The sequence below is a fragment of the Pseudomonas sp. 02C 26 genome, assembly GCF_002843585.1.
Taxonomy (GTDB): Bacteria; Pseudomonadota; Gammaproteobacteria; order Pseudomonadales; family Pseudomonadaceae; genus Aquipseudomonas; species Aquipseudomonas shirazensis.
Genome location: NZ_CP025262.1, coordinates 5,235,723 through 5,258,008 on the forward strand (window position 1 = coordinate 5,235,723; position 22,286 = coordinate 5,258,008).

Genomic DNA, 22,286 nt, shown 5'->3' on the forward strand with positions numbered 1-22,286 from the left:
ATCATGGCAGAACTGACCACGTTGGCCCGACCTTACGCTAAGGCTGCCTTTGAGCATGCCCAGGCCCATCAGCAACTGGCCAATTGGTCAGCCATGCTCGGCCTGGCTGCTGCTGTGTCGCAAGACGACACCATGCAGCGCCTGCTCAAGGCCCCGCGACTGACGAGCGCACAAAAGGCCGCCACGTTCATTGACGTGTGCGGTGACAAGTTTGATGCACAGGCACAGAATTTCATTCATGTTGCCGCGGAAAATGGCCGTCTCCTGCTCCTGCCGGAAATTGCCGACCTGTTCGAGCTGTACAAGGCCGAACTGGAAAAATCCGTGGACGTGGAAGTCACCAGTGCTTTTGCGTTGAACCAAGAACAGCAAGACAAACTCGCCAAGGTTCTCAGTGCACGGCTCGGCCAGGAAGTTCGCCTGCACGCGTCAGAGGATGCCAGCCTGATCGGCGGCGTCCTCATCCGCGCCGGCGACCTGGTAATCGATGGCTCTGTTCGCGGCAAAATCGCGAAACTGGCCGAAGCATTGAAATCTTGAGTTTGAAGGGGCAGCAGAGCAATGCAGCAACTCAATCCTTCCGAAATAAGTGAAATCATCAAGGGCCGCATCGATAACCTCGATGTAGCCTCTCAAGCCCGCAACGAAGGTACCGTCGTCAGCGTTTCTGACGGTATCGTGCGGATTCACGGTCTGGCCGACGTTATGTACGGCGAAATGATCGAGTTTCCGGGTGGCGTGTACGGCATGGCCCTGAACCTGGAGCAAGACTCCGTAGGTGCAGTGGTCCTGGGTGCCTATGACACCCTCGCCGAAGGCATGAGCGCCAAGTGCACCGGCCGCATCCTCGAAGTTCCGGTTGGTAAGGAACTGCTGGGTCGCGTTGTCGACGCACTGGGCAACCCAATTGATGGCAAGGGCCCGCTGGGCAACACCGAGACCGATGCGGTCGAGAAAGTTGCTCCAGGCGTAATCTGGCGTAAGTCGGTAGACCAGCCTGTACAGACTGGCTACAAATCCGTCGACGCCATGATCCCTGTCGGCCGTGGCCAGCGTGAGCTGATCATCGGTGACCGTCAGATCGGTAAAACCGCAATGGCCATCGACGCCATCATCAACCAGAAAGACTCCGGTATTTTCTGTGTTTATGTTGCTGTCGGCCAGAAGCGTTCGACCGTTGCCAACATCGTTCGCAAGCTGGAAGAAAACGGCGCCCTGGCCAACACCATCGTGGTGGTTGCCAGTGCTTCGGAATCCGCCGCACTGCAGTTCCTGGCACCTTATGCCGGCTGCACCATGGGCGAGTTCTTCCGTGACCGCGGCGAAGACGCACTGATCGTCTACGATGACCTGTCCAAGCAGGCTGTTGCCTACCGTCAGATCTCCCTGTTGCTGCGCCGTCCACCAGGTCGCGAAGCATACCCAGGCGACGTGTTCTATCTCCACTCCCGTCTGCTGGAGCGTGCATCGCGCGTTTCCGAAGAGTACGTAGAGAAGTTCACCAACGGCGCAGTGACCGGCAAAACCGGCTCCCTGACCGCGCTGCCGATCATCGAAACCCAGGCTGGCGACGTTTCCGCGTTCGTTCCGACCAACGTGATCTCGATCACCGACGGTCAGATCTTCCTGGAATCGGCCATGTTCAACTCGGGCATCCGCCCTGCAGTGAACGCCGGTGTTTCGGTATCCCGCGTAGGTGGTGCCGCTCAGACCAAGATCATCAAGAAGCTCTCCGGTGGCATCCGTACCGCCCTGGCTCAGTACCGTGAACTGGCTGCATTCGCCCAGTTCGCATCTGACCTGGACGAAGCCACCCGCAAGCAGCTCGAGCACGGTCAACGTGTAACCGAGCTGATGAAGCAGAAGCAATACGCTCCAATGTCCATCGCGGACATGGCGCTGTCGCTGTATGCCGCTGAGCGTGGGTTCCTGACCGACGTTGAAATCGCCAAGGTTGGCAGCTTCGAACAAGCGCTGATCGCCTACTTCAACCGTGATCACGCCGATTTGATGGCCAAGATCAACGTGAAGGGTGACTTCAACGACGAAATCGATTCGGGCATCAAAGCCGGTATCGAGAAGTTCAAGGCCACCCAAACCTGGTAAGCCGCGGCGGGGGCTTCGGCCCCCGCTTGCTAACCTGATAGGTGATACATGGCAGGCGCAAAAGAGATTCGCAGTAAGATTGCGAGCATCAAAAGCACGCAAAAGATTACCAGCGCCATGGAAAAAGTGGCGGTCAGCAAAATGCGCAGGGCTCAAATGCGCATGGCTGCTAGCCGTCCCTATGCGGAGCGTATCCGCCAGGTGATCGGTCATCTGGCCAACGCCAACCCGGAATACCGCCACCCGTTCATGATCGAACGTGCCGTAAAGCGCGTCGGTTATATCGTGGTGAGCAGTGACCGTGGTCTGTGCGGTGGCTTGAATACCAACCTGTTCAAGGCCCTGGTCAAGGACATGAACGCCAATCGCGAGCAGGGTGTTGAAATCGACCTGTGCGTGATCGGTAGCAAGGGTGCGACTTTCTTCCGCATCTTTGGCGGCAACGTGGTAGCTGCAATCAGCCATCTGGGCGAAGAACCGTCGATCAATGATCTGATCGGTTCCGTCAAGGTCATGCTGGACGCCTACCTGGATGGCCGTATCGACCGCCTTTCGGTGGTATCGAACAAGTTCATCAATACCATGACGCAAAGTCCGACGGTCGAGCAGTTGGTACCGTTGGTGGCAACCCCGGATCAAGAACTCAAGCACCACTGGGACTACCTCTACGAACCCGATGCCAAAGAGCTGCTGGACGGCTTGATGGTGCGTTACGTGGAGTCGCAGGTCTACCAGGCGGTGGTCGAGAACAACGCGGCCGAACAGGCTGCCCGGATGATCGCCATGAAAAACGCCACAGACAACGCCGGTGACCTGATCAGCGACCTCCAGCTGATCTACAACAAGGCGCGTCAGGCTGCGATCACCCAGGAGATCTCGGAAATCGTCGGCGGCGCTGCCGCGGTTTAACGGTTCAAAAATTCAGAGGATCCAGCTATGAGTAGCGGACGTATCGTTCAGATCATCGGCGCCGTCATCGACGTGGAATTCCCACGTGACGGCGTACCGAGTGTTTACAACGCGCTGAAAGTTCAAGGCGCGGAAACCACCCTGGAAGTTCAGCAGCAGCTGGGCGACGGCGTGGTTCGTACTATTGCGATGGGCTCGACCGAAGGCTTGAAGCGCGGTCTGGCTGTAGTCGACAGCGGCGCTGCCATCTCTGTCCCGGTCGGTAAAGCGACCCTGGGCCGGATCATGGACGTGCTCGGCAACCCGATCGACGAAGCTGGCCCGATCGGCGAAGAAGAGCGTTGGGGTATTCACCGCGACGCACCTTCCTTCGCTGACCAGGCAGGCGGCAACGACCTGCTCGAAACCGGCATCAAGGTTATCGATCTGGTTTGCCCGTTCGCCAAGGGTGGTAAGGTTGGTCTGTTCGGTGGTGCCGGTGTCGGCAAGACCGTAAACATGATGGAACTGATCCGTAACATCGCCATCGAGCACAGCGGTTATTCCGTGTTCGCCGGTGTGGGTGAGCGTACTCGTGAGGGTAACGACTTCTACCACGAGATGAAGGACTCCAACGTTCTCGACAAAGTAGCCTTGGTCTACGGTCAGATGAACGAGCCACCAGGCAACCGTCTGCGCGTAGCGCTGACCGGCCTGACCATGGCCGAGAAGTTCCGTGACGAAGGTAACGACGTTCTGCTGTTCGTCGACAACATCTATCGTTACACCTTGGCCGGTACTGAAGTATCCGCACTGCTGGGCCGTATGCCTTCGGCAGTAGGTTACCAGCCGACCCTGGCTGAAGAGATGGGCGTACTGCAAGAGCGCATCACTTCGACCAAGGAAGGTTCGATCACCTCGATCCAGGCTGTATACGTGCCTGCGGACGACTTGACCGACCCGTCGCCAGCGACCACCTTCGCCCACTTGGACGCCACCGTCGTTCTGTCCCGTGACATCGCCTCCCTGGGTATCTACCCAGCGGTCGATCCACTCGACTCGACTTCGCGCCAGCTGGACCCGAACGTGATCGGCAACGAGCACTACGATACCGCTCGCGGCGTTCAGTACGTGCTGCAGCGCTACAAAGAGCTGAAGGACATCATTGCGATTCTGGGTATGGACGAACTGTCCGAAACAGACAAGCAGCTGGTATCCCGCGCTCGTAAGATTCAGCGCTTCTTGTCCCAGCCGTTCTTCGTGGCCGAAGTCTTCACCGGTTCTCCAGGCAAATACGTTTCCCTGAAAGACACCATCGCAGGCTTCAGCGGCATCCTCAAAGGTGACTACGACCACCTGCCAGAACAAGCGTTCTACATGGTCGGCAGCATCGAAGAAGCTGTTGAGAAAGCCAAGAAACTGTAATCCCGGTGCCCCGCAAGGGGCGCCAATCAGGTTGAGGCAAGCAGATGGCTATGACAGTCCATTGCGATATCGTCAGCGCAGAAGGAGAGATTTTCTCCGGTCTGGTCGAGATGGTAGTTGCGCACGGTAACCTGGGTGATCTTGGTATCGCTCCGGGCCACGCGCCGCTGATCACCAATCTCAAGCCAGGCCCGATCACGCTGACCAAGCAGGGTGGCACCCAAGAGGTGTTCTACATCTCTGGTGGTTTCCTCGAGGTCCAGCCGAACATGGTCAAGGTGCTTGCCGATACCGTGCAACGTGCTGGCGACCTGGACGAAGCTCAGGCCCAAGCAGCCCTCAAGGCTGCCGAGAACGCCCTGAACAGCAAAAGCGCTGATTTCGACTACGGCGCTGCTGCCGCGCGTCTGGCCGAGGCCGCAGCTCAGCTGCGTACCGTCCAGCAGATGCGCAAAGGGAAGTAATCGGCCCTGGCCGACGCTTCCGTTGCGATTGAGTAAAAGGGTAGCCTCGGCTACCCTTTTTCTTTTTCCGAAATTTCTCTTCGGTCACAGCGCTGACCGCCCCGGATTGGTAGCCAGTCAATGTCACTCGATATCGTTATTCTCGCCGCAGGCCAGGGCACCCGCATGCGTTCGGCACTGCCTAAAGTGCTGCACCCGGTAGCCGGCAACTCCATGCTCGGCCATGTTATCCACAGCGCGCGCCAGCTCAAGCCGCAAGGCATTCATGTAGTCATCGGCCACGGTGCCGAGATGGTTCGTGAACGCCTGGCAGCAGACGACCTCAACTTCGTCCTGCAAGACAAGCAACTGGGCACCGGCCATGCCGTCGCCCAGGCCATCCCGGCGCTGACCGCTGACACCGTGCTGGTGCTGTACGGCGATGTGCCGCTGATTGAAGTGGAAACCCTGCAGCGCCTGCTGGCCCAGGTCAGCCCACAGCAATTGGGCCTGCTCACCGTCAACCTGGAAGACCCGACCGGATATGGCCGCATCGTCCGCGATGCTCAGGGCCAGGTTGCCGCGATCGTCGAACACAAGGATGCCAGCGAGGCACAGAAGGCGATCACCGAGGGCAACACCGGAATCCTGGCCATGCCGGCTGCGCGCCTGAGCGACTGGATGAGCCGTTTGTCCAACAACAATGCCCAGGGCGAGTACTACCTCACCGACGTCATTGCCATGGCTGTGGCAGACGGCCTGGTGGTCGCTACCGAGCAGCCGCACGATGCCATGGAAGTGCAGGGCGCCAACGACCGCCGCCAGTTGTCCGAGCTCGAGCGTCATTACCAGCTGCGCGAAGGTCGCCGCCTGATGGCGCTGGGCGTGACCCTGCGTGATCCGGCCCGCTTCGATGTGCGCGGCGAGGTGACAGTCGGCCGGGATGTGCTGATCGACGTCAACGTGATTCTCGAAGGCAAGGTGGTGATCGAGGATGACGTGCAGATCGGCCCCAACTGTGTGATCAAGAACAGCACCTTGCGCAAGGGTGCTGTGGTCAAGGCCAACAGCCATATCGAAGGTGCGGTGCTGGGCGAGGGCAGCGATGCTGGCCCGTTTGCGCGCCTGCGCCCGGGCAGCGTGCTGGATGCCAAAGCGCATGTGGGTAACTTTGTTGAGCTGAAGAACGCTCATCTGGGCGAGGGTGCCAAAGTCGGTCACCTGACCTACCTGGGCGATGCTGAGGTCGGTGCACGCACCAATATTGGCGCCGGCACCATCACCTGCAACTACGATGGCGCCAACAAATTCAAGACAGTGCTGGGCGCGGACGTCTTTATCGGCTCGAACAACTCGCTGGTCGCGCCTGTGGATATCCTGGACGGCGCCACTACCGCGGCCGGTTCGACCATCAATCAAAACGTCGAGGCCGGTCAGCTGGCAGTCGCGCGTAGCCGTCAGCGCAATATCGACGGCTGGAAGCGCCCAGTGAAAATCACCAAGAACTGATTTATCCACAGCCGTTAATCACAAAGCCGACTTATGTGAGTAAGTCGGCTTTCTGATTTCAACAGGTGACAATCCGTTTCGAAAGTTACCCACAGGCGCAAGAGCGCTTGACGAAGAGACCGAGTTAGGTTTTGATTGGCCTACTTATCTTTCGAATCGAAACTTAACCTGTCATGTCGAAACGAAACACCCCCCAGCGCCGTCATAACATCCTTGCCCTGCTCAGCGAGCAAGGCGAGGTGAGTGTGGATAACCTGGCCAAGCGTTTCGAAACCTCCGAGGTGACCATCCGCAAGGATCTGGCTGCGCTCGAAAGCAATGGCCTGCTGCTGCGTCGCTATGGCGGCGCGGTACCGGTACCGCAGGAGCTGCTGGCCGAAGCTGTGCAACCCGTATCCCTTTACAAGCAGGCCATCGCTCGCGCCGCCGTGGAGCGGATCCGCGAGCACGCCCGGATCATCATCGACAGCGGCAGTACCACCGCCGCCATGATCCCCGAGCTGGGCCGCCAGCCCGGCCTGGTGGTGATGACCAACTCGCTCAACGTAGCCCGCGCCATCAGTGACCTTGAACACGAGCCGGTGCTGTTGATGACCGGAGGCACCTGGGACCCGCATTCGGAGTCGTTCCAGGGCCAGGTCGCCGAGCAGGTACTACGCTCGTACGATTTCGACCAGTTGTTCATCGGCGCCGATGGCATCGACCTGCAGCGTGGCACCACCACCTTCAACGAGCTGCTCGGTTTGAGCCGCGTGATGGCCGAAGTTGCCCGCGAAGTGATCGTGATGGTCGAGTCGGACAAGGTCGGACGCAAGATCCCTAACCTGGAGCTGCCGTGGAGCAGCATCAGTACCCTTATTACAGACGAGCGCCTGCCCATGGCGGCGCGCGAAGCATTCAAAGCCCGCGGCATTAACCTGATCTGCGCCGCGATCAGCCAGGAGCAATAATATGTGTGGAATCGTTGGTGCCGTTGCTGAACGTAATATCACGACCATTCTGATCGAAGGCCTCAAGCGCCTCGAGTACCGTGGCTACGACAGCGCTGGCCTGGCTGTGCTGACCGAGAACGGCGCGCTGCAACGCCGCCGCCGCATCGGCAAGGTCAGCGAGCTGGATGCCGCCGTCGCCGCCGAGCCCCTTGCCGGCAAGCTGGGCATTGCCCACACCCGCTGGGCCACCCACGGCGCGCCTACCGAGCAGAATGCCCACCCGCATTTCTCCAGCGATGAACTGGCGGTGGTGCACAACGGCATCATCGAAAACCACGAAGAGCTGCGCGAAGAGCTCAAAGGCCTGGGTTACGTGTTTGCCTCGCAGACCGACACCGAAGTCATCGTCCACCTGATTCATCACAACCTGAAAAGCACACCAGACCTGGCCGACGCCCTCAAGGCTGCGGTCAAGCGCCTGCATGGTGCCTACGGCTTGGCGCTGATCAGCATCAAGCAGCCGGACCGCCTGGTCGCCGCACGCAGCGGCAGCCCGCTGGTGATCGGCCTCGGCCACGGCGAAAACTTCCTCGCCTCCGACCAGTTGGCCCTGCGCCAGGTCACCGACCGCTTCATGTACCTGGAGGAGGGCGACATCGCCGAAATCCGCCGCGACCAGATCACCATCTGGGATCAGGCCGGCGCACAGGTGCAACGCGAAACCGTGCAGTACCACGAAGGCGCTGAAGCAGCCGACAAAGGCACTTATCGCCACTTCATGCTCAAGGAAATCCACGAGCAGCCAGCGGTGGTGCAGCGCACTCTCGAAGGCCGCCTGGGCGGTGACCATGTGCTGGTGCAAGCCTTCGGCCCACAAGCCGCCGAGCTGTTCGCCAAAGTACGCAATGTGCAGATCGTTGCCTGCGGCACCAGCTACCACGCCGGTATGGTCGCCCGTTACTGGCTGGAAAGCCTGGCCGGCATCCCTTGCCAGGTCGAAGTCGCCAGCGAGTTCCGCTACCGCAAGGTCGTGGTGCAGCCAGACACCCTGTTCGTGTCGATTTCCCAGTCGGGCGAAACTGCCGACACCTTGGCCGCCCTGCGCAACGCCAAGGAGCTCGGCTTCCTCGGCAGCCTGGCCATCTGCAACGTCGGCATCAGCTCGCTGGTGCGCGAGTCCGACCTGACCTTGCTGACCCTGGCTGGCCCGGAAATCGGCGTTGCCTCGACCAAGGCCTTCACCACCCAGCTGGTCTCGCTGATGCTGCTCACCCTGGCCCTCGGCCGCGTGCGTGGCACCCTTGACGCCGGTGTAGAAGCAGAGCTGGTCGAAGAGCTGCGCCGCCTGCCGACTCGCCTGGGCGAAGCGCTGGCGATGGACGGCGTGGTCGAGAAGATCGCCGAGCTGTTCGCCGACAAGCACCACACCCTGTTCCTCGGCCGCGGCGCGCAGTACCCGGTAGCGATGGAAGGTGCGCTCAAGCTCAAGGAAATCTCCTACATCCACGCTGAAGCCTACCCAGCTGGCGAGCTCAAGCACGGCCCGCTGGCGCTGGTAGACGCCGACATGCCGGTAGTCACCGTCGCGCCGAACAACGAACTGCTGGAGAAGCTCAAGTCCAACCTGCAGGAAGTCCGCGCCCGCGGTGGTGAGCTGGTGGTGTTTGCCGATGAGCACGCCGGCATGAGCAATGCAGAAGGCATCCACGTGATCAACGTGCCGCACATCGCCGACGCGCTGGCGCCGATCCTCTACACCATCCCGCTGCAGTTGCTGTCGTACTACGTGGCGGTGTTGAAGGGGACTGATGTCGACCAGCCGCGGAACTTGGCTAAGTCGGTTACGGTGGAGTGATGTGAAGCTGGGAGGGCGGTTGGTTGGCCATGCAATATGGCTGACGCGAGATAAACGCCCTCCCGGATACACCACTCGCCCGCGATCCAGAGTAGATCTGTACGCCGCCAGCGGATAGTTAGTGGGAACACAACCGGGGCGACAAGGCTGCTCCGGTTGCGATTGGCTCGCAGCCTGAGCCCTTGCCTTCATCGCTACAACTGCGGGCATGTTGCCGCCGACACCGATCTCACCGCCATCTTCGCCCCCCCCCACGGTGATATGCCGGCTACTTGCCTTTCCCCAGCGCTCACTCATCTATTCGAAAATTCAGCAGTTGCTGCTTGAATGTAGAGAACGATCGTTCTACATTTAATCCATGGGCAGACCAACGATAGATCATCGAGACCAGATCCTCGCAACCGCCGAAAAACTCATTTACCAGAACGGTATTCATGCAACAGGCATGGATCTACTGGTGAAGACCTCTGGCGTGTCCCGCAAGGGCATCTACAACCATTTCGCTACCAAGGATGAGGTGGCCGCTGCGGCGCTGAGTGCGCGCGATGTGCGATGGATGCAATGGTTTAGAACAGAGTGCGACAAAGCGGCTACGCCGTATGACCGTGTGCTTACTATGTTCTCTGTTTTAAAGGGCTGGTTCGAATCCGAGGGTTTTTGTGGCTGTGCCTTCATCAATACAGCAGGCGAGGTTGGGAATCCCGATGATCCCATCCGCCAGATCGCAAAGCTGCACAAGCAAAAGCTCCTGGACTACACGCTTGAACTGACCGAGCAATTGAACACCGAGCAACCGTTGGTGTTAGCCAGGCAGCTACTGGTGTTGATGGAAGGCGCAATCACCATGGCGCGAGTCATGGGTGATCATCACGCTGCTGATGATGCAAAGGACGTTGCGCGGATGTTGCTGAAAGAGTTCACGCCCTAACGCTTGAGCTGCAGAGAAAAAACTCAAACTTATCTATCCTGCTCGACTGGAGTCACGACCATGTCCAATGCCCAAACTCGCCCGCCACTTCCTCCTTTCACTCGCGAAACAGCGATTGAAAAAGTTCGACTGGCTGAAGACGGTTGGAACAGCCGGGATGCCGAGAAAGTCTCGCTCGCTTATACGCTGGATACCAAATGGCGTAACCGCGCTGAATTTGCCGCCAATCGCGAAGAAGCCAAAGGCTTTCTCACCCGCAAGTGGAAAAAAGAACTCGATTATCGCCTGATCAAGGAGCTCTGGGCCTTTACCGATAATCGCATCGCCGTTCGCTACGCGTATGAGTGGCATGATGACTCAGGTAACTGGTTCCGCTCCTACGGTAACGAGAACTGGGAGTTCGAATCGGATGGCCTGATGCATCGTCGTTTCGCCAGCATTAACGACATGCCTATCAAGGAAAGCGAGCGCAAGTTCCACTGGCCACTGGGCCGCCGCCCGGATGATCACCCAGGTCTGACCGAGCTTGGCCTGTAAAGCATCTAAACCTCCCGGCGTTGCAGCCGGAATTCCTTCGGCGTCAGCCCGGTAGCCCGCTTGAAGAAGCGCGAAAAGTAAGCCTGTTCGGCAAAGCCCAGACTGTCGGCCACCTGGCCGATGGTCATTGAGGTGTAGACCAGGTTGCGCTTGGCCTCGAGGATCACCCGCTGGTTGACCAGTTGCAGCGCAGACTGGCCGGCAAGTTGCCGACACAGCGCATTGAGGTGGGCAGTGCTGACGCCGATCTGCCGGGCGTAGTCATCAATCTGCTGGTGTTCCCGGAAGTGCTTTTCTATCAGCTGCGCCAGATGATCAAGGTGCTGCATCCCGCGCTCACGGGGTTTCGCGATGTGCTGAGCACGCTCGCGAGCACGCCGTGAGATCCATACCAGCAGGGCACACAGCAGCGACTGCAACATCAAGTCGCGCTCCGGTCGGCGCAATACGTATTCCTCGGTCAACTGGGCGAACAACTGCTCCAGGTAGGCTCGGTCTTCGCCAGCCAGGTAGCAGTGTGCCTCAGCCATTGGCTTGCCTTCGAGCAGCGGCGCAAAGCGGTCGAGTACCGGCTTGGCCAGGCTGATCACATAGCCTTGGATGTCCTCGGAAAAGCGAAACCCGTGAATGCTCATCACCGGAACGATCTGTAAGGCACCACCGCTCACTTGCTGTTCGACATCTTCGACCAGGACTCGGGCCTGCCCGGCCTGCACGTAGAGCAATTGCGCCAGATCGCCGTGGCGGTGGGTCTTGATTTCCCAGTCATGCAGACGACTGCGCTCAGGAATCGACTCGCAGTGGATCAGATCTGGCGTCGGCCAGGACGTCTCGCCGTAGAGCTTGAAAACCGGGATACCATTCACGTTCGCCATTGCCGATATCCGCAGATCCTCGAAAAGTCCTAAAAATAAAACAGAAAGTGCCTTCTTATGGAACCTCCATCTGCGAAAAATACAGAACGACTAATCGTAACCCTGAGCCCCGGCTCATGAGGATAAGAACAATGAAGACTCAAATTGCCATTATCGGGGCGGGTCCGTCTGGACTGCTGCTCGGCCAACTGCTGCAAAACGCCGGTATCGACAACGTGATCATCGAGCGCCAGAGCCCTGACTATGTCCTCGGCCGGATCCGCGCCGGCGTGCTTGAGCAAGGTATGGTTGATCTGCTGCGCGAGGCGGGTGTTGGTGCACGGATGGATCAGGAAGGGCTGGTGCACGATGGTTTCGAGCTGGCCTTCAATGGTCGTGTCGAGCACATCAACCTGCGCGAACTGACTGGCGGCAAGACCGTGATGATCTATGGCCAGACCGAGGTTACCCGTGACCTCATGCAGGCTCGCCGGCAAAGTGGTGCGCCTACCTACTACGACGCCAGCGATGTGCAATTGCACGAGTTGAAGGGCGACAAGCCTTACGTCACGTTCATCCAGGACGGTAACCAGGTGCGCCTCGACTGCGACCTGATCGCCGGCTGCGATGGCTATCACGGCGTTTCCCGCAAATCGATCCCGGACGGCGTGCTCAAGGAATTTGAGCGGGTGTATCCGTTCGGTTGGCTGGGCGTTCTGGCCGATACGCCGCCGGTCAACGAAGAACTGATCTACGCCAGCCACGAGCGCGGCTTTGCCCTGTGCAGCATGCGCTCGCCCACGCGCACTCGTTACTACGTGCAGGTCGCCAGCGATGAAAAGGTCGAGGACTGGTCGGATCAGCGCTTCTGGGACGAACTCAAGAGCCGTTTGCCCGAAGCCGTTGCCGCCAAGCTGATTACCGGCCCCTCCATCGAGAAAAGCATCGCGCCGCTGCGCAGCTTCGTGGTCGAGCCAATGCAGTATGGCCACCTGTTCCTGGTCGGGGATGCCGCCCACATCGTCCCGCCTACCGGCGCCAAGGGCTTGAACCTGGCCGCCAGCGACGTCAGCACCCTTTACCGAATCCTGCTCAGGTACTACCACGAAGGCCGCCAGGACCTGCTCGAGCGTTACTCGCAGATCTGCCTGCGCCGAGTCTGGAAGGCCGAACGCTTCTCTTGGTGGATGACCTCGGTGTTGCATCAATTCCCGGGCACCGACGCCTTCAGCCAACGCATGCAGCAGACCGAACTGGAATACTTCGTGAGCTCGGAAGCCGGGCGTAAAACCATTGCGGAGAACTATGTTGGCTTGCCGTACGAGGCGGTGGAGTGAATGATGGTCGCCACTCCTATACCCTCGGCAATCCAGCCAGCCATTGCAGCGGAACACTGACATGCACGGGATGACCCCAGAAGTACTCGCCGATCTTGCTCCCGAAGGAACGCTGCGAGTTGCGATCAACTACGGCAATCCGGTCCTCGCCCAGCAGGGCGCTGATGGCACACCCTTGGGCGTGTCCGTTGCCTTGGCCAAAGCGCTGGCCGCTGAACTCGGTGTCGAATTGCAGATAACCGGCTTCGACGCCGCCGGCAAGGTGTTTGCGGCGTTGGACCAAGACCTGTGGCGTGTTGCGTTCCTGGCGATCGAGCCGGTGCGGGCCGCTCAGATCGATTTCACCGAGCCCTATGTGCTCATCGAAGGTACTTATCTGGTCAAGCGTGATTCAGCCTGGCAGCACGTGGACGAGCTCGATCAGGCTCAAACCCGTATCGCTGTGAGCAAGGGCGCGGCCTATGATCTGTATCTGTCCCGTACCCTGCAGCATGCGCAGTTGGAGCGTGCAGACACGTCCCCTGCCGCCGTGGATCTGTTCATCGCCAATGGGCTGGATGCCGCTGCAGGGGTGCGTCAGCCGCTGGAGCAGTTTGCCTTGGGTAACCCTGAGTACCGGGTAATGGACGGCGCGTTTACCGCTATTCGCCAGGCCATGGCAGTGCCACGCGGCAGGGATGCCGGCGCTGCATACGTTCGCGGGTTCATCGAGCGACGCCTGGCGCAAGGCTTTGTTCGTGGGGCGTTGTTGGCGAGCGGTCAGGCCGACGTCAGCGCGCCTCGCTGACCCTGGCCGACCAGCGTCAGCTCCCTGGCTGAGTAGCTGTACTACCCTGTTGCGAAGACGTCCGAACATCACACGGGGGACTCTTCATGCAAGCGCAACTTCCACCCGCACTGCAGCAGCTGCATTTACCCTTGCGTCTCAAGCTTTGGGATGGCAATCAGTTCGATCTGGGGCCTAGCCCTCAGGTCACCATCCTGATCAAGGAACCGCAACTGATCAGCCAGCTCAGCCACCCCAGCATGGGTGAGCTGGGCACTGCGTTCGTTGAAGGCAAGCTGGAGTTGGAAGGCGACATCGGCGAGGCGATCCGGGTCTGCGATGAGCTCAGCGATGCCTTGCTGGTGGGGCAGCAGGACACCGCACCGGTACGCTCCGCGCACGACAAGCACACCGATGCGCAGGCCATCTCCTACCACTACGATGTGTCCAATGAGTTCTACCAGCTGTGGCTGGACCAGGACATGGCCTACTCGTGCGCCTACTTCAAGGAGCCGGACAACACCCTCGATCAGGCCCAGCAAGACAAGTTCGACCACCTGTGTCGCAAGCTACGCCTGCAGCAGGACGACTACCTGCTGGACGTCGGCTGTGGCTGGGGCGGGCTGGCGCGTTTCGCTGCGCGTGAGTATGGCGCCAAGGTGTTCGGCATCACCTTGAGCAAGGAGCAGCTCAAGCTGGCGCGCCAGCGGGTCAAGGAGGAGGGGCTGACCAAGCGGGTCGATCTGCAGATCCTCGACTATCGCGATCTGCCGCAGGACGGACGCTTCGACAAGGTGGTCAGTGTCGGCATGTTCGAGCATGTCGGCCATGCCAACCTCGACCTGTATTGCCAGACGTTGTTCGGCGCCGTGCGTGAGGGTGGGGTGGTGATGAATCATGGCATCACGGCGCGGCATGTGGATGGCCGACCGGTGGGCAGAGGGGCGGGCGCGTTCATCGACCGTTACGTGTTCCCCAATGGCGAGCTGCCGCACCTGTCGATGATCAGTAGCAGCATCTGCACCGCCGGGCTCGAGGTGGTGGATGTCGAGAGCCTGCGCTTGCATTACGCGAGGACCCTGCATCAGTGGAGTGAAAACCTCGAGCACCAGCTGCACCGGGCAGCGGCGATAGTGCCGGCCAAGACTCTGCGTATCTGGCGGCTGTATCTGGCGGGGTGTGCCTATGCCTTCAGCAAGGGCTGGATCAACCTGCACCAGATCCTCGCGGTCAAACCCTATGCCGATGGCCACCACGATCTGCCATGGACGCGCGAAGATCTGTATCGCTGAGCGCCCTCAGAGCACTGGAGATATCAGCCGAGCGATACGCATCCCAAGCTGTTGCAGGCGATGGGTATCGCGGCTGTCCTCGGCAGTGATCTCCTTGGCGTGGGAGAAGTCCTCCTGCAACATCGCCTCGACCTGATCGGCAAACGCCCGGTCAACGGTCAGCAGGGTGATTTCGAAATTCAGCCTGAACGAGCGGTTGTCCAGGTTGGCGCTGCCAATGGCGCTGACCTCATCGTCAACCAACACCACCTTCTGATGCAGGAAGCCTGGCTGGTAGCGGAACATGCGTACGCCGGCGCGCACCGCTTCGAAGGCAAACAGGCTGGAAGCAGCATAGACCACGCGGTGGTCCGGTCGCGCCGGAATCAGCACGCGCACGTCCACGCCGCGCATCACGGCCAGGCGTAATGCGGCAAACACGGCTTCGTCGGGGATGAAGTAGGGCGTGGTTATCCACACCCGGTGCACCGCCGAATGGATAGCCTCGACGAAGAACAGCGAGCAGGTTTCCTGGGGATCAGCCGGGCCGCTCGCCAGCAGCTGGCAGAGCACGCCGTTGTCCGGGTAGTTGTCCTGCAGAATCAGCGGCGACAGCTCGCGCGTTGCCCAGTACCAGTCCTCGGCAAATGACTCCTGCAGGCAGGCCACGGCCGGGCCGTTGATCTGGACATGGGTATCGCGCCAAGGGGACAGCTGCGGGTTGCCGCCCAGGTATTCATCGCCGACGTTATGCCCACCGATAAAGCCGACTTCACCATCGGCCACGACGATCTTGCGGTGGTTGCGGAAGTTGACCTGAAAGCGGTTGAACCAGCCGCCACGGGTGGCGAAAGCCTTTACCTGCACACCGCCATCGCGCAGCGCTTTCACGTAGCTGGCAGGCAGCGCATGGCTGCCGATGCGGTCGTAGAGGACGAAAACCTGCACACCCTCGCCAGCCTTGCGCAACAGCAACTGCTGTAGCTCGCGGCCGATGATGTCGTCGTGGATGATGAAAAACTGGATCAGCACCGCTTGCCGCGCTTTGTCGATCGCAGCAAAGATCGCGTCAAAGGTAGCCCGGCCATTGATCAGCAGCTTGACCTGGTTGTTCGCCAGGCACGGCATGCGACCCAGCTTGGGCATGGCGCGCAGGGCCTTGTAACTGTCCGACTCGCGCGCCGCCAATGCTTCTTCAACCCATGGCCGCCAGTTCAGGTTGGCCATCGCCACGTGCATTTCCTGGTTGGCCTGACGGCGCGCCTTGATATAGGCGTTGAACGAGCGGGCGCCGAAGACTAGATAAGGGATCAATGCCAGATATGGGATGAACAGCAACGGCATCGCCCAAGCAATTGCGCCCTGGGCAGTGCGCACGGTGAGCACGGCATGCAGAGCAGCTACCATCCCCAATAAATGAGTGAAGCCAATCACGTAACCGAAGAAATAGGGGCTGTGGTAATCCATGTGCATCCTGCTTGCTGAGAACACTACTGATAACAGACCACGGGTCTAGTGTAGCGTGCAACCGACTGACAAATTTGACGTCTAAGCTGAGTCCGGCCAGTTGCCCGGTTATGCCAAGGAGCATTTATTGATGAACATCCGCCTGCCCCTGTTCGCCCTGGTCGTGGGTCTGACCAGCCCGTTGGTCCACGCACAAATGCTCCAGCCTGGGCTGTGGGAGCTGACCACCAGCGACATGCAGGTCGATGGCAAAGCGCTGCCCGACATGGGCTTCATGCTTGGTCAGCTGAAGAACCTGCCGCCTGAGCAACGGGCGATGATGGAAGGCGTGCTGGCTAAGCAAGGTATTACCGTTGGTGGCAATGGCGTGCGCTCGTGCCTGACACCGGAGCAGGTCAAGACCGACGATATTCCGCTGCAGGACCCCAAGTCCGGCTGCACCCAGAAGATCACTGACCGCACCGGCAAGGTCTGGAAGTTTGAATTCAGCTGCCCGAAAGCGCAGGGTCAGGGTGAAGCGACGTTCCTCAGTGACCGCGAATTCACCACCAAGGTCAACGGCACCTTCAATGCCTCGGGTGTGGAACAGAAGGGCAGCATGAATACCCGCGCGCTGTGGCTGGGTAGCGACTGTGGCACGGTCAAACCACGGGTGGGCGGCTAAGCGCTATTGTTACAACCGGCTGCCCCAGCAGCCGGTTGCTGTTTCACCAGCGCCATTCGCTGACGGCTACCGCATCGTGCGCATGCAGGCTCTCTGCGTGCTCGACCTTTACGCTGAATCCATTTGCCCAAGGCAGCGCCTGCATCGCTACATGCAGGCGGCGGGCAGCATCTTCGCAGAACATCAGGTTCTGCCCATTGGCTAAAGCAAAGGCCTGCTCATCGGCGCGCTTCACTGCTGTCTGAACCGCAGTGCCCAATGCTGCCTCCGTGCTATCTATCAGCACTCTTAAAGGCATTGTGTCGTCGCTCGTGGCTAACCTCACCTTGATGTGTGCTTCGCTGCGCTGGCTGTGCGGTGTGGCGACGATGCCTTCACTGCTGCCAAGCCAGGCCAGCACTGCCTCTTGCTGCAGTTCCACACCAGCGAAATCATCCAGGAACTGCTGCTGAATGAGCTGACGCGCCAGCGCAGCGGAACATGGGCATGTCGAGGAATAGGCAATCCGCACAAATAGTTCCACGTGGAACATTTCGTTTTTGATCGACGCATCAACGGTTACTGGATAGCTCTTCCAGCCGGCTAGCGAGCTGATCAACGCAGGTCGATTGACCAGATAATCAAAACTCAGACTGCAATGAGCGGCCGTAGACAGGCCTTCGTGGGTGTCGAGGAACTCGCTGAGCAGGCGGCGCAAGACAAGAGGCGACAGTTCGTCCTGCTCAAGGCTTTGCAATGCCAGGTACAAGCGCGACATGTGGATACCGCGCGAGCGTCCATCAACCAGATTGACGCCTGCGCTGGCGCGAGCACTCACCCGGTGCCCCTCGATGGTCACGGGCAGCGCGATGCCTTGCATGCCGACCCAATCCAGCGGCAGGGCCTGTGCATCCATCTGTGCAGCAATATCGGGCAGGATCATGGGTGGCTTCCGGGAGAGATTATTCGCAGGACGGGTTGGCCAAATTGTATTGTTATAATATAACATTAAGCAAATGCATCGTTTTGAATGCGTTCGCCTGATGAGGTTTGCCATGTCCACCCGTCTCCCCGTCACCGTGCTGTCTGGCTTTCTTGGCGCAGGCAAAAGCACCTTGCTCAATCATGTGCTGCGCAACCGCGATAACCTGCGCGTCGCCGTCATCGTCAACGACATGAGCGAAATCAACATCGATGCCAGCGAAGTACAGCGCAACGTCAGCCTCAACCGCGCCGAGGAAAAACTGATCGAGATGAGCAACGGCTGCATCTGCTGCACCCTGCGCGAAGACCTGCTCGAAGAAGTGGCCCGGCTGGCCGAGGACGGCCGCTTCGATTACCTGCTGATCGAGTCGACCGGCATCTCCGAACCACTACCCGTCGCCGAGACCTTCACCTTCCGCGATGAACAAGGTCGGAGCCTGTCTGACCTGGCCCGGCTCGACACCATGGTGACCGTGGTCGACGGGTTGAATTTTCTGCGCGACTACCAGGCCGCAGATACCTTGGCCAGCCGCGGTGAGACGCTGGGCGAAGACGATGAGCGTTCGATCAGTGACCTGCTGATCGAGCAGATCGAGTTCGCCGATGTGCTGCTGCTGAGCAAGATCGACCTGATCGGCCAGGACCAGCGCAACGAGCTGATGGCGATCCTGCGTAGCCTCAATGCCCGCGCGCAAATCGTGCCGATGGTGATGGGCCAAGTGCCGCTGGCGCAGATTCTCGACACCGGGCTGTTCGACTTCGAGCAGGCAGCGCAGGCACCCGGCTGGCTGCAGGAGCTGCGCGGCGAGCACGTACCAGAGACCGAGGAATACGGCATCGCCGCAAGTTCCTGGCAGGCGCGTCGGCCACTGCACCCGCAGCGGTTCTTCGACTTTATCCACACGCCATGGACCAACGGCCGACTGCTGCGCTCGAAAGGCTTCTTCTGGCTTGCCAGCAAGTATCAGGAGGCGGGTAGTTGGTCGCAGGCGGGCGGCATGATGCGCTACAGCTATGCGGGGCGCTGGTGGTGTTTTGTGCCGGAGGACCAGTGGCCGCAGGACGACGCCAGCAAGGCTGCGATCCTGGGTCACTGGAGTGAGGAAGCCGGTGATTGCCGTCAGGAACTGGTATTCATCGGGCAGAACATCGACTTTGCACAGTTATCCACAGCGCTGGATGCGTGCCTATTAACCGATGAGGAGATGGCCGCTGGTTCTGACGCGTGGCTGAAATTTTCAGACCCGTTCGGCGCTTGGCATGAGGATATGGCAGCGTAAAACGATGCCTGTGGATAACCTCGCGATACGCAGGCTGGCCTTGACTGCCTGAGCCGGCGGGGCATAGTGGACGCTTCCGGTTACGGGGCCGCTTTGCCTCGCTCTGCGCAGATCCATCGACATGCTCAAGAACATCCCCACCCACATTGTTGCCGGCCCTCTAGGCGCCGGCAAGACCAGCCTGATTGGCCATTTGCTTGCGCAAAGGCCTGCCAATGAGCGCTGGGCAGTGCTGGTCAACGAGTTTGGTCAGATTGGCCTGGACGCTGCGCTGTTGCACCGTGACGAAGACGGCGTTGCCATCGCTGAGGTTGCCGGTGGCTGCTTGTGCTGCGTCAATGGCGTGCCGTTTCAGGTTGGGCTGGGTCGGCTGCTGCGCAAAGCTCGCCCGGACCGGCTGTTTATTGAGCCGTCCGGCCTGGGTCATCCGTTGCAGCTGTTGCAGCAGCTAAGCCAGGCGCCCTGGGTCGGCATACTGCAGTTGCAGCCACTGATGATGGTACTGGATGCGTCAGCATTGGTCAGGGGAGAGCGCTTGGCAGAGGCGCAGCAACAAGCGCTGGCGGCAGCGGAGGTGTTGATAATCAACAAGGCCGACGCTGTGGATAACCCTCAGCGGCTGGCGATGACCGCGCAGTTATCGGGCAAACCCGCTTTCTGGACCGAACAAGGACGGCTGGCGATTGCAGAACTTTTACAGTTTTCCACAGGCCCGACCCATGCTGTGACGGTTGCGCCGTTGCCTGAGGACAACTATCTCCAGCCAGCCGCCTCATTGTGGACAAGTAGCGACAAGCCATTGTTTGCCGCTAAAAAAGGCGAAGGTGGTTGGAGCTGTGGCTGGCGCTGGCATCCATCCCAATGCTTCGAACGAGGCCGCATCGAGCATTTTCTGAGCACCACGGCCTGGCTCAGAGCCAAAGGAGTTATCCACAGCACAACTGGCTGGCAGTCGTTCAACGGGCTAGCTGACGGCGCCTTGAGTTGGCAGCGCAGCGAATGGCGCAAGGATTCACGGCTGGAGCTGATCTTCGAGCAAGAGCAGCCTATGGGTGCGCTGCAGCAGGCCATGGCCGACTGCCGTATTCAGCGCTGATCATTGCTCCAGCGGTTGTGCTCCTGGCGCCACTGCTGCATCTCGATCACGTTGTCGCTGCGCGGCGCCGGTTTGATTTCGAACGGATAGGGCGCCAGTTCGATCTGCATGGTGTGTGCACCAAACTGTGTGACCGTACCCGGATGGCGCTGCTCGCCCGTCACGGTGAACTCGAAGTTGTAGATCCGCGCCAGGCGCTTGCGGCCGTTGGCGTCGCGGACAAAGCCAATACGCTTGAGCGCTACGGCCTCGTCCAGCAGCTCCAGGTCGAGTTTGGCGCAATGCTGTTTGACCCGCTCGAGGGCTTTCTCGCGCAGCCCGTGGTTATGCCACAGCCAGGCGCCGCCGCTGGCCAGCAGCATCAGGATGAAGAGGTTCTCCAGGGTCAACATTTGCATATGCTCCAAACAGGTAGATCCAGCTTAACTGCGTCCCTGGCCTGTCGTACAGGTGGCAATCGGGTTCATACTGCGCGACGTTCTTATCTTGAAATCAGTTTTGGAAACCTCTGCATGAAACGCACGCCGCACTTGCTCGCGATCCAATCCCATGTGGTCTTCGGCCACGCCGGAAACAGCGCCGCGGTGTTTCCCATGCAGCGCATAGGCGTGAATGTCTGGCCGCTGAACACGGTGCAGTTCTCCAACCATACTCAGTATGGCCAGTGGGCCGGAGAAGTGCTTGCTCCAGCGCAAATTCCTGCGTTGGTGGAAGGCATTGCCAACATCGGCGAGCTGGGCAACTGCGATGCGGTGTTGTCCGGGTATCTGGGCAGCGCCGAGCAGGGCCGGGCGATTCTGGCTGGCGTCGAGCGGATCAAGGCGGTCAACCCAAAGGCGCTGTATCTGTGCGACCCGGTCATGGGCCATGCCGAGAAGGGCTGCAGCGTGCCGGCCGAGGTCAGCGAGTTCCTTCTGCAACAGGCCGCGGCCAAGGCCGATATTCTCTGCCCTAACCAGCTTGAGCTGGACAGCTTCAGCGGGCGCAAGGCGCAGTCGCTGGAAGATTGCGTGGCCATGGCGCGCAACCTGCTCGCCCGCGGGCCGCAGGTTGTGCTGGTCAAGCACTTGAGCTATCCCGGCCGCGCCGAAGATTCTTTCGAAATGCTGCTGGTAACCGGCGAAGACTGCTGGCACCTGCGCCGGCCGCTGCTGTGCTTCCCACGCCAGCCGGTTGGCGTCGGTGACCTCACCTCAGGGCTGTTCCTGGCTCGCGTGCTGCTGGGCGACAGCTGGCTGCAAGCGTTTGAATACACCGCAGCGGCTGTCCATGAGGTGCTGCTGGAAACCCAAGCCTGCGCCAGCTACGAACTGCAGCTGGTGCGAGCCCAGGATCGCATTGCCCATCCGCGGGTGCGTTTCGAAGCGCAGCGCCTGAGCGTTTAAATCGAGTCGGTTTTCAGGTCCTGGTAGCGTTTTTCCAGCTCCTGACGGATCTGCCGGCGCTGTTTTCCTTGGAGGAAGCGGCGTTTTTCTTCGCTGCTTTGCGGTAGGCGCGCCGGGACCGGGACTGGCCGGCGATTGTCATCCACCGCCACCATGGTGAAGAAGCAGCTGTTGGAGTGGCGAACGGAGCGCTCACGAATGTTCTCGGTCACCACTTTGATGCCGACTTCCATCGACGTATTGCCGGTGTAGTTGACCGATGCCATGAACGTCACCAGCTCACCGACATGCACAGGCTCGCGGAACACTACCTGATCGACCGACAGGGTCACTACATACGTCCCCGCATAACGGCTGGCGCACGCATAGGCCACCTCGTCGAGGTATTTGAGCAAGGTGCCGCCGTGTACGTTGCCGGAGAAGTTGGCCATGTCCGGGGTCATCAGGACGGTCATAGTCAGCTGGGCGTTTCCAGGTTCCATAGAGTGCTCACGGTGAGGTTGCGCTGAATCGGGGCCGGTATCTGCAGACACTTCTTGGTACCCCTGTTGAATTTCCGATCTAGATACGGGACGCCGCA

The 22,286-nt window shown here is 59.9% G+C and carries 22 protein-coding genes; 17 read left to right on the forward strand and 5 right to left on the reverse strand.

The window, feature by feature from the left end:
* The first annotated feature begins 3 nt into the window (after nt 1-3).
* The 10 genes from CXQ80_RS23880 to CXQ80_RS23925 all read left to right on the forward strand — a co-directional run bounded on the left by CXQ80_RS23880 (nt 4) and on the right by CXQ80_RS23925 (nt 10,623).
* Nucleotides 4-540 carry a F0F1 ATP synthase subunit delta gene (locus tag CXQ80_RS23880; RefSeq protein ID WP_101322795.1) on the forward strand — a complete coding sequence of 179 codons (537 nt, stop codon included), beginning with the start codon at nt 4-6 and terminating at the stop codon, nt 538-540.
* Nucleotides 541-561: 21 nt separating this feature from the next.
* The gene (atpA, locus tag CXQ80_RS23885) at nt 562-2,106 is read left to right on the forward strand and encodes a F0F1 ATP synthase subunit alpha (protein ID WP_101322796.1); all 1,545 of its coding nucleotides are present in this window, start codon (nt 562-564) and stop codon (nt 2,104-2,106) included.
* A gap of 48 nt (nt 2,107-2,154) precedes the next feature.
* Nucleotides 2,155-3,015, forward strand: coding sequence for a F0F1 ATP synthase subunit gamma (gene atpG / locus CXQ80_RS23890; protein ID WP_101322797.1), 861 nt, complete (start codon nt 2,155-2,157; stop codon nt 3,013-3,015).
* Nucleotides 3,016-3,042: 27 nt separating this feature from the next.
* A complete protein-coding gene (atpD, locus tag CXQ80_RS23895; RefSeq protein ID WP_101322798.1) occupies nt 3,043-4,419 on the forward strand; it encodes a F0F1 ATP synthase subunit beta in 1,377 nt (458 codons plus the stop codon).
* Between the two features lie 44 nt (nt 4,420-4,463).
* The gene (locus tag CXQ80_RS23900) at nt 4,464-4,883 is read left to right on the forward strand and encodes a F0F1 ATP synthase subunit epsilon (RefSeq protein ID WP_101322799.1); all 420 of its coding nucleotides are present in this window, start codon (nt 4,464-4,466) and stop codon (nt 4,881-4,883) included.
* A gap of 120 nt (nt 4,884-5,003) precedes the next feature.
* Nucleotides 5,004-6,371, forward strand: a complete 1,368-nt coding sequence (glmU, locus tag CXQ80_RS23905; protein ID WP_101322800.1) for a bifunctional UDP-N-acetylglucosamine diphosphorylase/glucosamine-1-phosphate N-acetyltransferase GlmU — start codon at nt 5,004-5,006, stop codon at nt 6,369-6,371.
* Between the two features lie 173 nt (nt 6,372-6,544).
* Nucleotides 6,545-7,321 carry a DeoR/GlpR family DNA-binding transcription regulator gene (locus CXQ80_RS23910; RefSeq protein WP_101322801.1) on the forward strand — a complete coding sequence of 259 codons (777 nt, stop codon included), beginning with the start codon at nt 6,545-6,547 and terminating at the stop codon, nt 7,319-7,321.
* Nucleotide 7,322: 1 nt separating this feature from the next.
* Entirely contained in the window at nt 7,323-9,158 is a 1,836-nt protein-coding gene (glmS, locus tag CXQ80_RS23915; RefSeq protein WP_101322802.1) for a glutamine--fructose-6-phosphate transaminase (isomerizing), read from the forward strand.
* 358 nt (nt 9,159-9,516) lie between these two features.
* A complete protein-coding gene (locus tag CXQ80_RS23920) occupies nt 9,517-10,086 on the forward strand; it encodes a TetR/AcrR family transcriptional regulator (protein ID WP_101322803.1) in 570 nt (189 codons plus the stop codon).
* A 60-nt stretch (nt 10,087-10,146) separates the two neighbouring features.
* Nucleotides 10,147-10,623, forward strand: coding sequence for a nuclear transport factor 2 family protein (locus CXQ80_RS23925; protein ID WP_101322804.1), 477 nt, complete (start codon nt 10,147-10,149; stop codon nt 10,621-10,623).
* A gap of 5 nt (nt 10,624-10,628) precedes the next feature.
* Here CXQ80_RS23925 and CXQ80_RS23930 read toward each other — a convergent pair whose 3' ends face one another.
* The gene (locus CXQ80_RS23930) at nt 10,629-11,498 is read right to left on the reverse strand and encodes a helix-turn-helix domain-containing protein (protein WP_101322805.1); all 870 of its coding nucleotides are present in this window, start codon (nt 11,496-11,498) and stop codon (nt 10,629-10,631) included.
* Nucleotides 11,499-11,629: 131 nt separating this feature from the next.
* Here CXQ80_RS23930 and pobA point away from each other — a divergent pair, with 131 nt between their 5' ends.
* The 3 genes from pobA (at nt 11,630) to cfaB (ending at nt 14,872) form a co-directional block, all read left to right on the forward strand.
* Entirely contained in the window at nt 11,630-12,814 is a 1,185-nt protein-coding gene (gene pobA / locus CXQ80_RS23935) for a 4-hydroxybenzoate 3-monooxygenase (protein ID WP_101322806.1), read from the forward strand.
* Between the two features lie 61 nt (nt 12,815-12,875).
* Nucleotides 12,876-13,601: a transporter substrate-binding domain-containing protein gene (locus CXQ80_RS23940; protein WP_101322807.1), complete on the forward strand. Its 726-nt coding sequence runs from the start codon at nt 12,876-12,878 to the stop codon at nt 13,599-13,601.
* An 86-nt stretch (nt 13,602-13,687) separates the two neighbouring features.
* Complete coding sequence (gene cfaB, locus CXQ80_RS23945; protein ID WP_101322808.1) at nt 13,688-14,872, forward strand: C17 cyclopropane fatty acid synthase CfaB; 1,185 nt, start codon at nt 13,688-13,690, stop codon at nt 14,870-14,872.
* Between the two features lie 6 nt (nt 14,873-14,878).
* On the opposite strand, the gene cls is transcribed toward cfaB, so the two are convergent.
* The gene (gene cls, locus CXQ80_RS23950; RefSeq protein ID WP_101322809.1) at nt 14,879-16,318 is read right to left on the reverse strand and encodes a cardiolipin synthase; all 1,440 of its coding nucleotides are present in this window, start codon (nt 16,316-16,318) and stop codon (nt 14,879-14,881) included.
* Nucleotides 16,319-16,448: 130 nt separating this feature from the next.
* Here cls and CXQ80_RS23955 point away from each other — a divergent pair, with 130 nt between their 5' ends.
* Nucleotides 16,449-16,982, forward strand: coding sequence for a DUF3617 domain-containing protein (locus CXQ80_RS23955; RefSeq protein ID WP_101322810.1), 534 nt, complete (start codon nt 16,449-16,451; stop codon nt 16,980-16,982).
* A 43-nt stretch (nt 16,983-17,025) separates the two neighbouring features.
* Here the strand turns inward: CXQ80_RS23955 and folE2 are convergent, their stop codons facing one another.
* Entirely contained in the window at nt 17,026-17,904 is an 879-nt protein-coding gene (gene folE2, locus CXQ80_RS23960; protein WP_101322811.1) for a GTP cyclohydrolase FolE2, read from the reverse strand.
* A gap of 112 nt (nt 17,905-18,016) precedes the next feature.
* On the opposite strand from folE2, the gene zigA reads away from it, so the two are divergent.
* Together zigA and CXQ80_RS23970 are read left to right on the forward strand one after the other, a co-directional pair.
* Nucleotides 18,017-19,225, forward strand: coding sequence for a zinc metallochaperone GTPase ZigA (zigA, locus tag CXQ80_RS23965; RefSeq protein WP_101322812.1), 1,209 nt, complete (start codon nt 18,017-18,019; stop codon nt 19,223-19,225).
* A 121-nt stretch (nt 19,226-19,346) separates the two neighbouring features.
* Nucleotides 19,347-20,321, forward strand: coding sequence for a GTP-binding protein (locus CXQ80_RS23970; protein WP_101322813.1), 975 nt, complete (start codon nt 19,347-19,349; stop codon nt 20,319-20,321).
* On the opposite strand, the gene CXQ80_RS23975 is transcribed toward CXQ80_RS23970, so the two are convergent.
* Nucleotides 20,312-20,713, reverse strand: a complete 402-nt coding sequence (locus tag CXQ80_RS23975; protein ID WP_101322814.1) for a DUF3301 domain-containing protein — start codon at nt 20,711-20,713, stop codon at nt 20,312-20,314. The genes CXQ80_RS23970 and CXQ80_RS23975 overlap by 10 nt on opposite strands.
* A 120-nt stretch (nt 20,714-20,833) precedes the next feature.
* On the opposite strand from CXQ80_RS23975, the gene pdxY reads away from it, so the two are divergent.
* Nucleotides 20,834-21,706 carry a pyridoxal kinase PdxY gene (gene pdxY, locus CXQ80_RS23980; RefSeq protein WP_101322815.1) on the forward strand — a complete coding sequence of 291 codons (873 nt, stop codon included), beginning with the start codon at nt 20,834-20,836 and terminating at the stop codon, nt 21,704-21,706.
* Here the strand turns inward: pdxY and CXQ80_RS23985 are convergent.
* Entirely contained in the window at nt 21,703-22,188 is a 486-nt protein-coding gene (locus CXQ80_RS23985) for an acyl-CoA thioesterase (protein WP_101322816.1), read from the reverse strand. The two genes, pdxY and CXQ80_RS23985, sit on opposite strands and share 4 nt — an antisense overlap.
* Nucleotides 22,189-22,286: the final 98 nt, after the last annotated feature.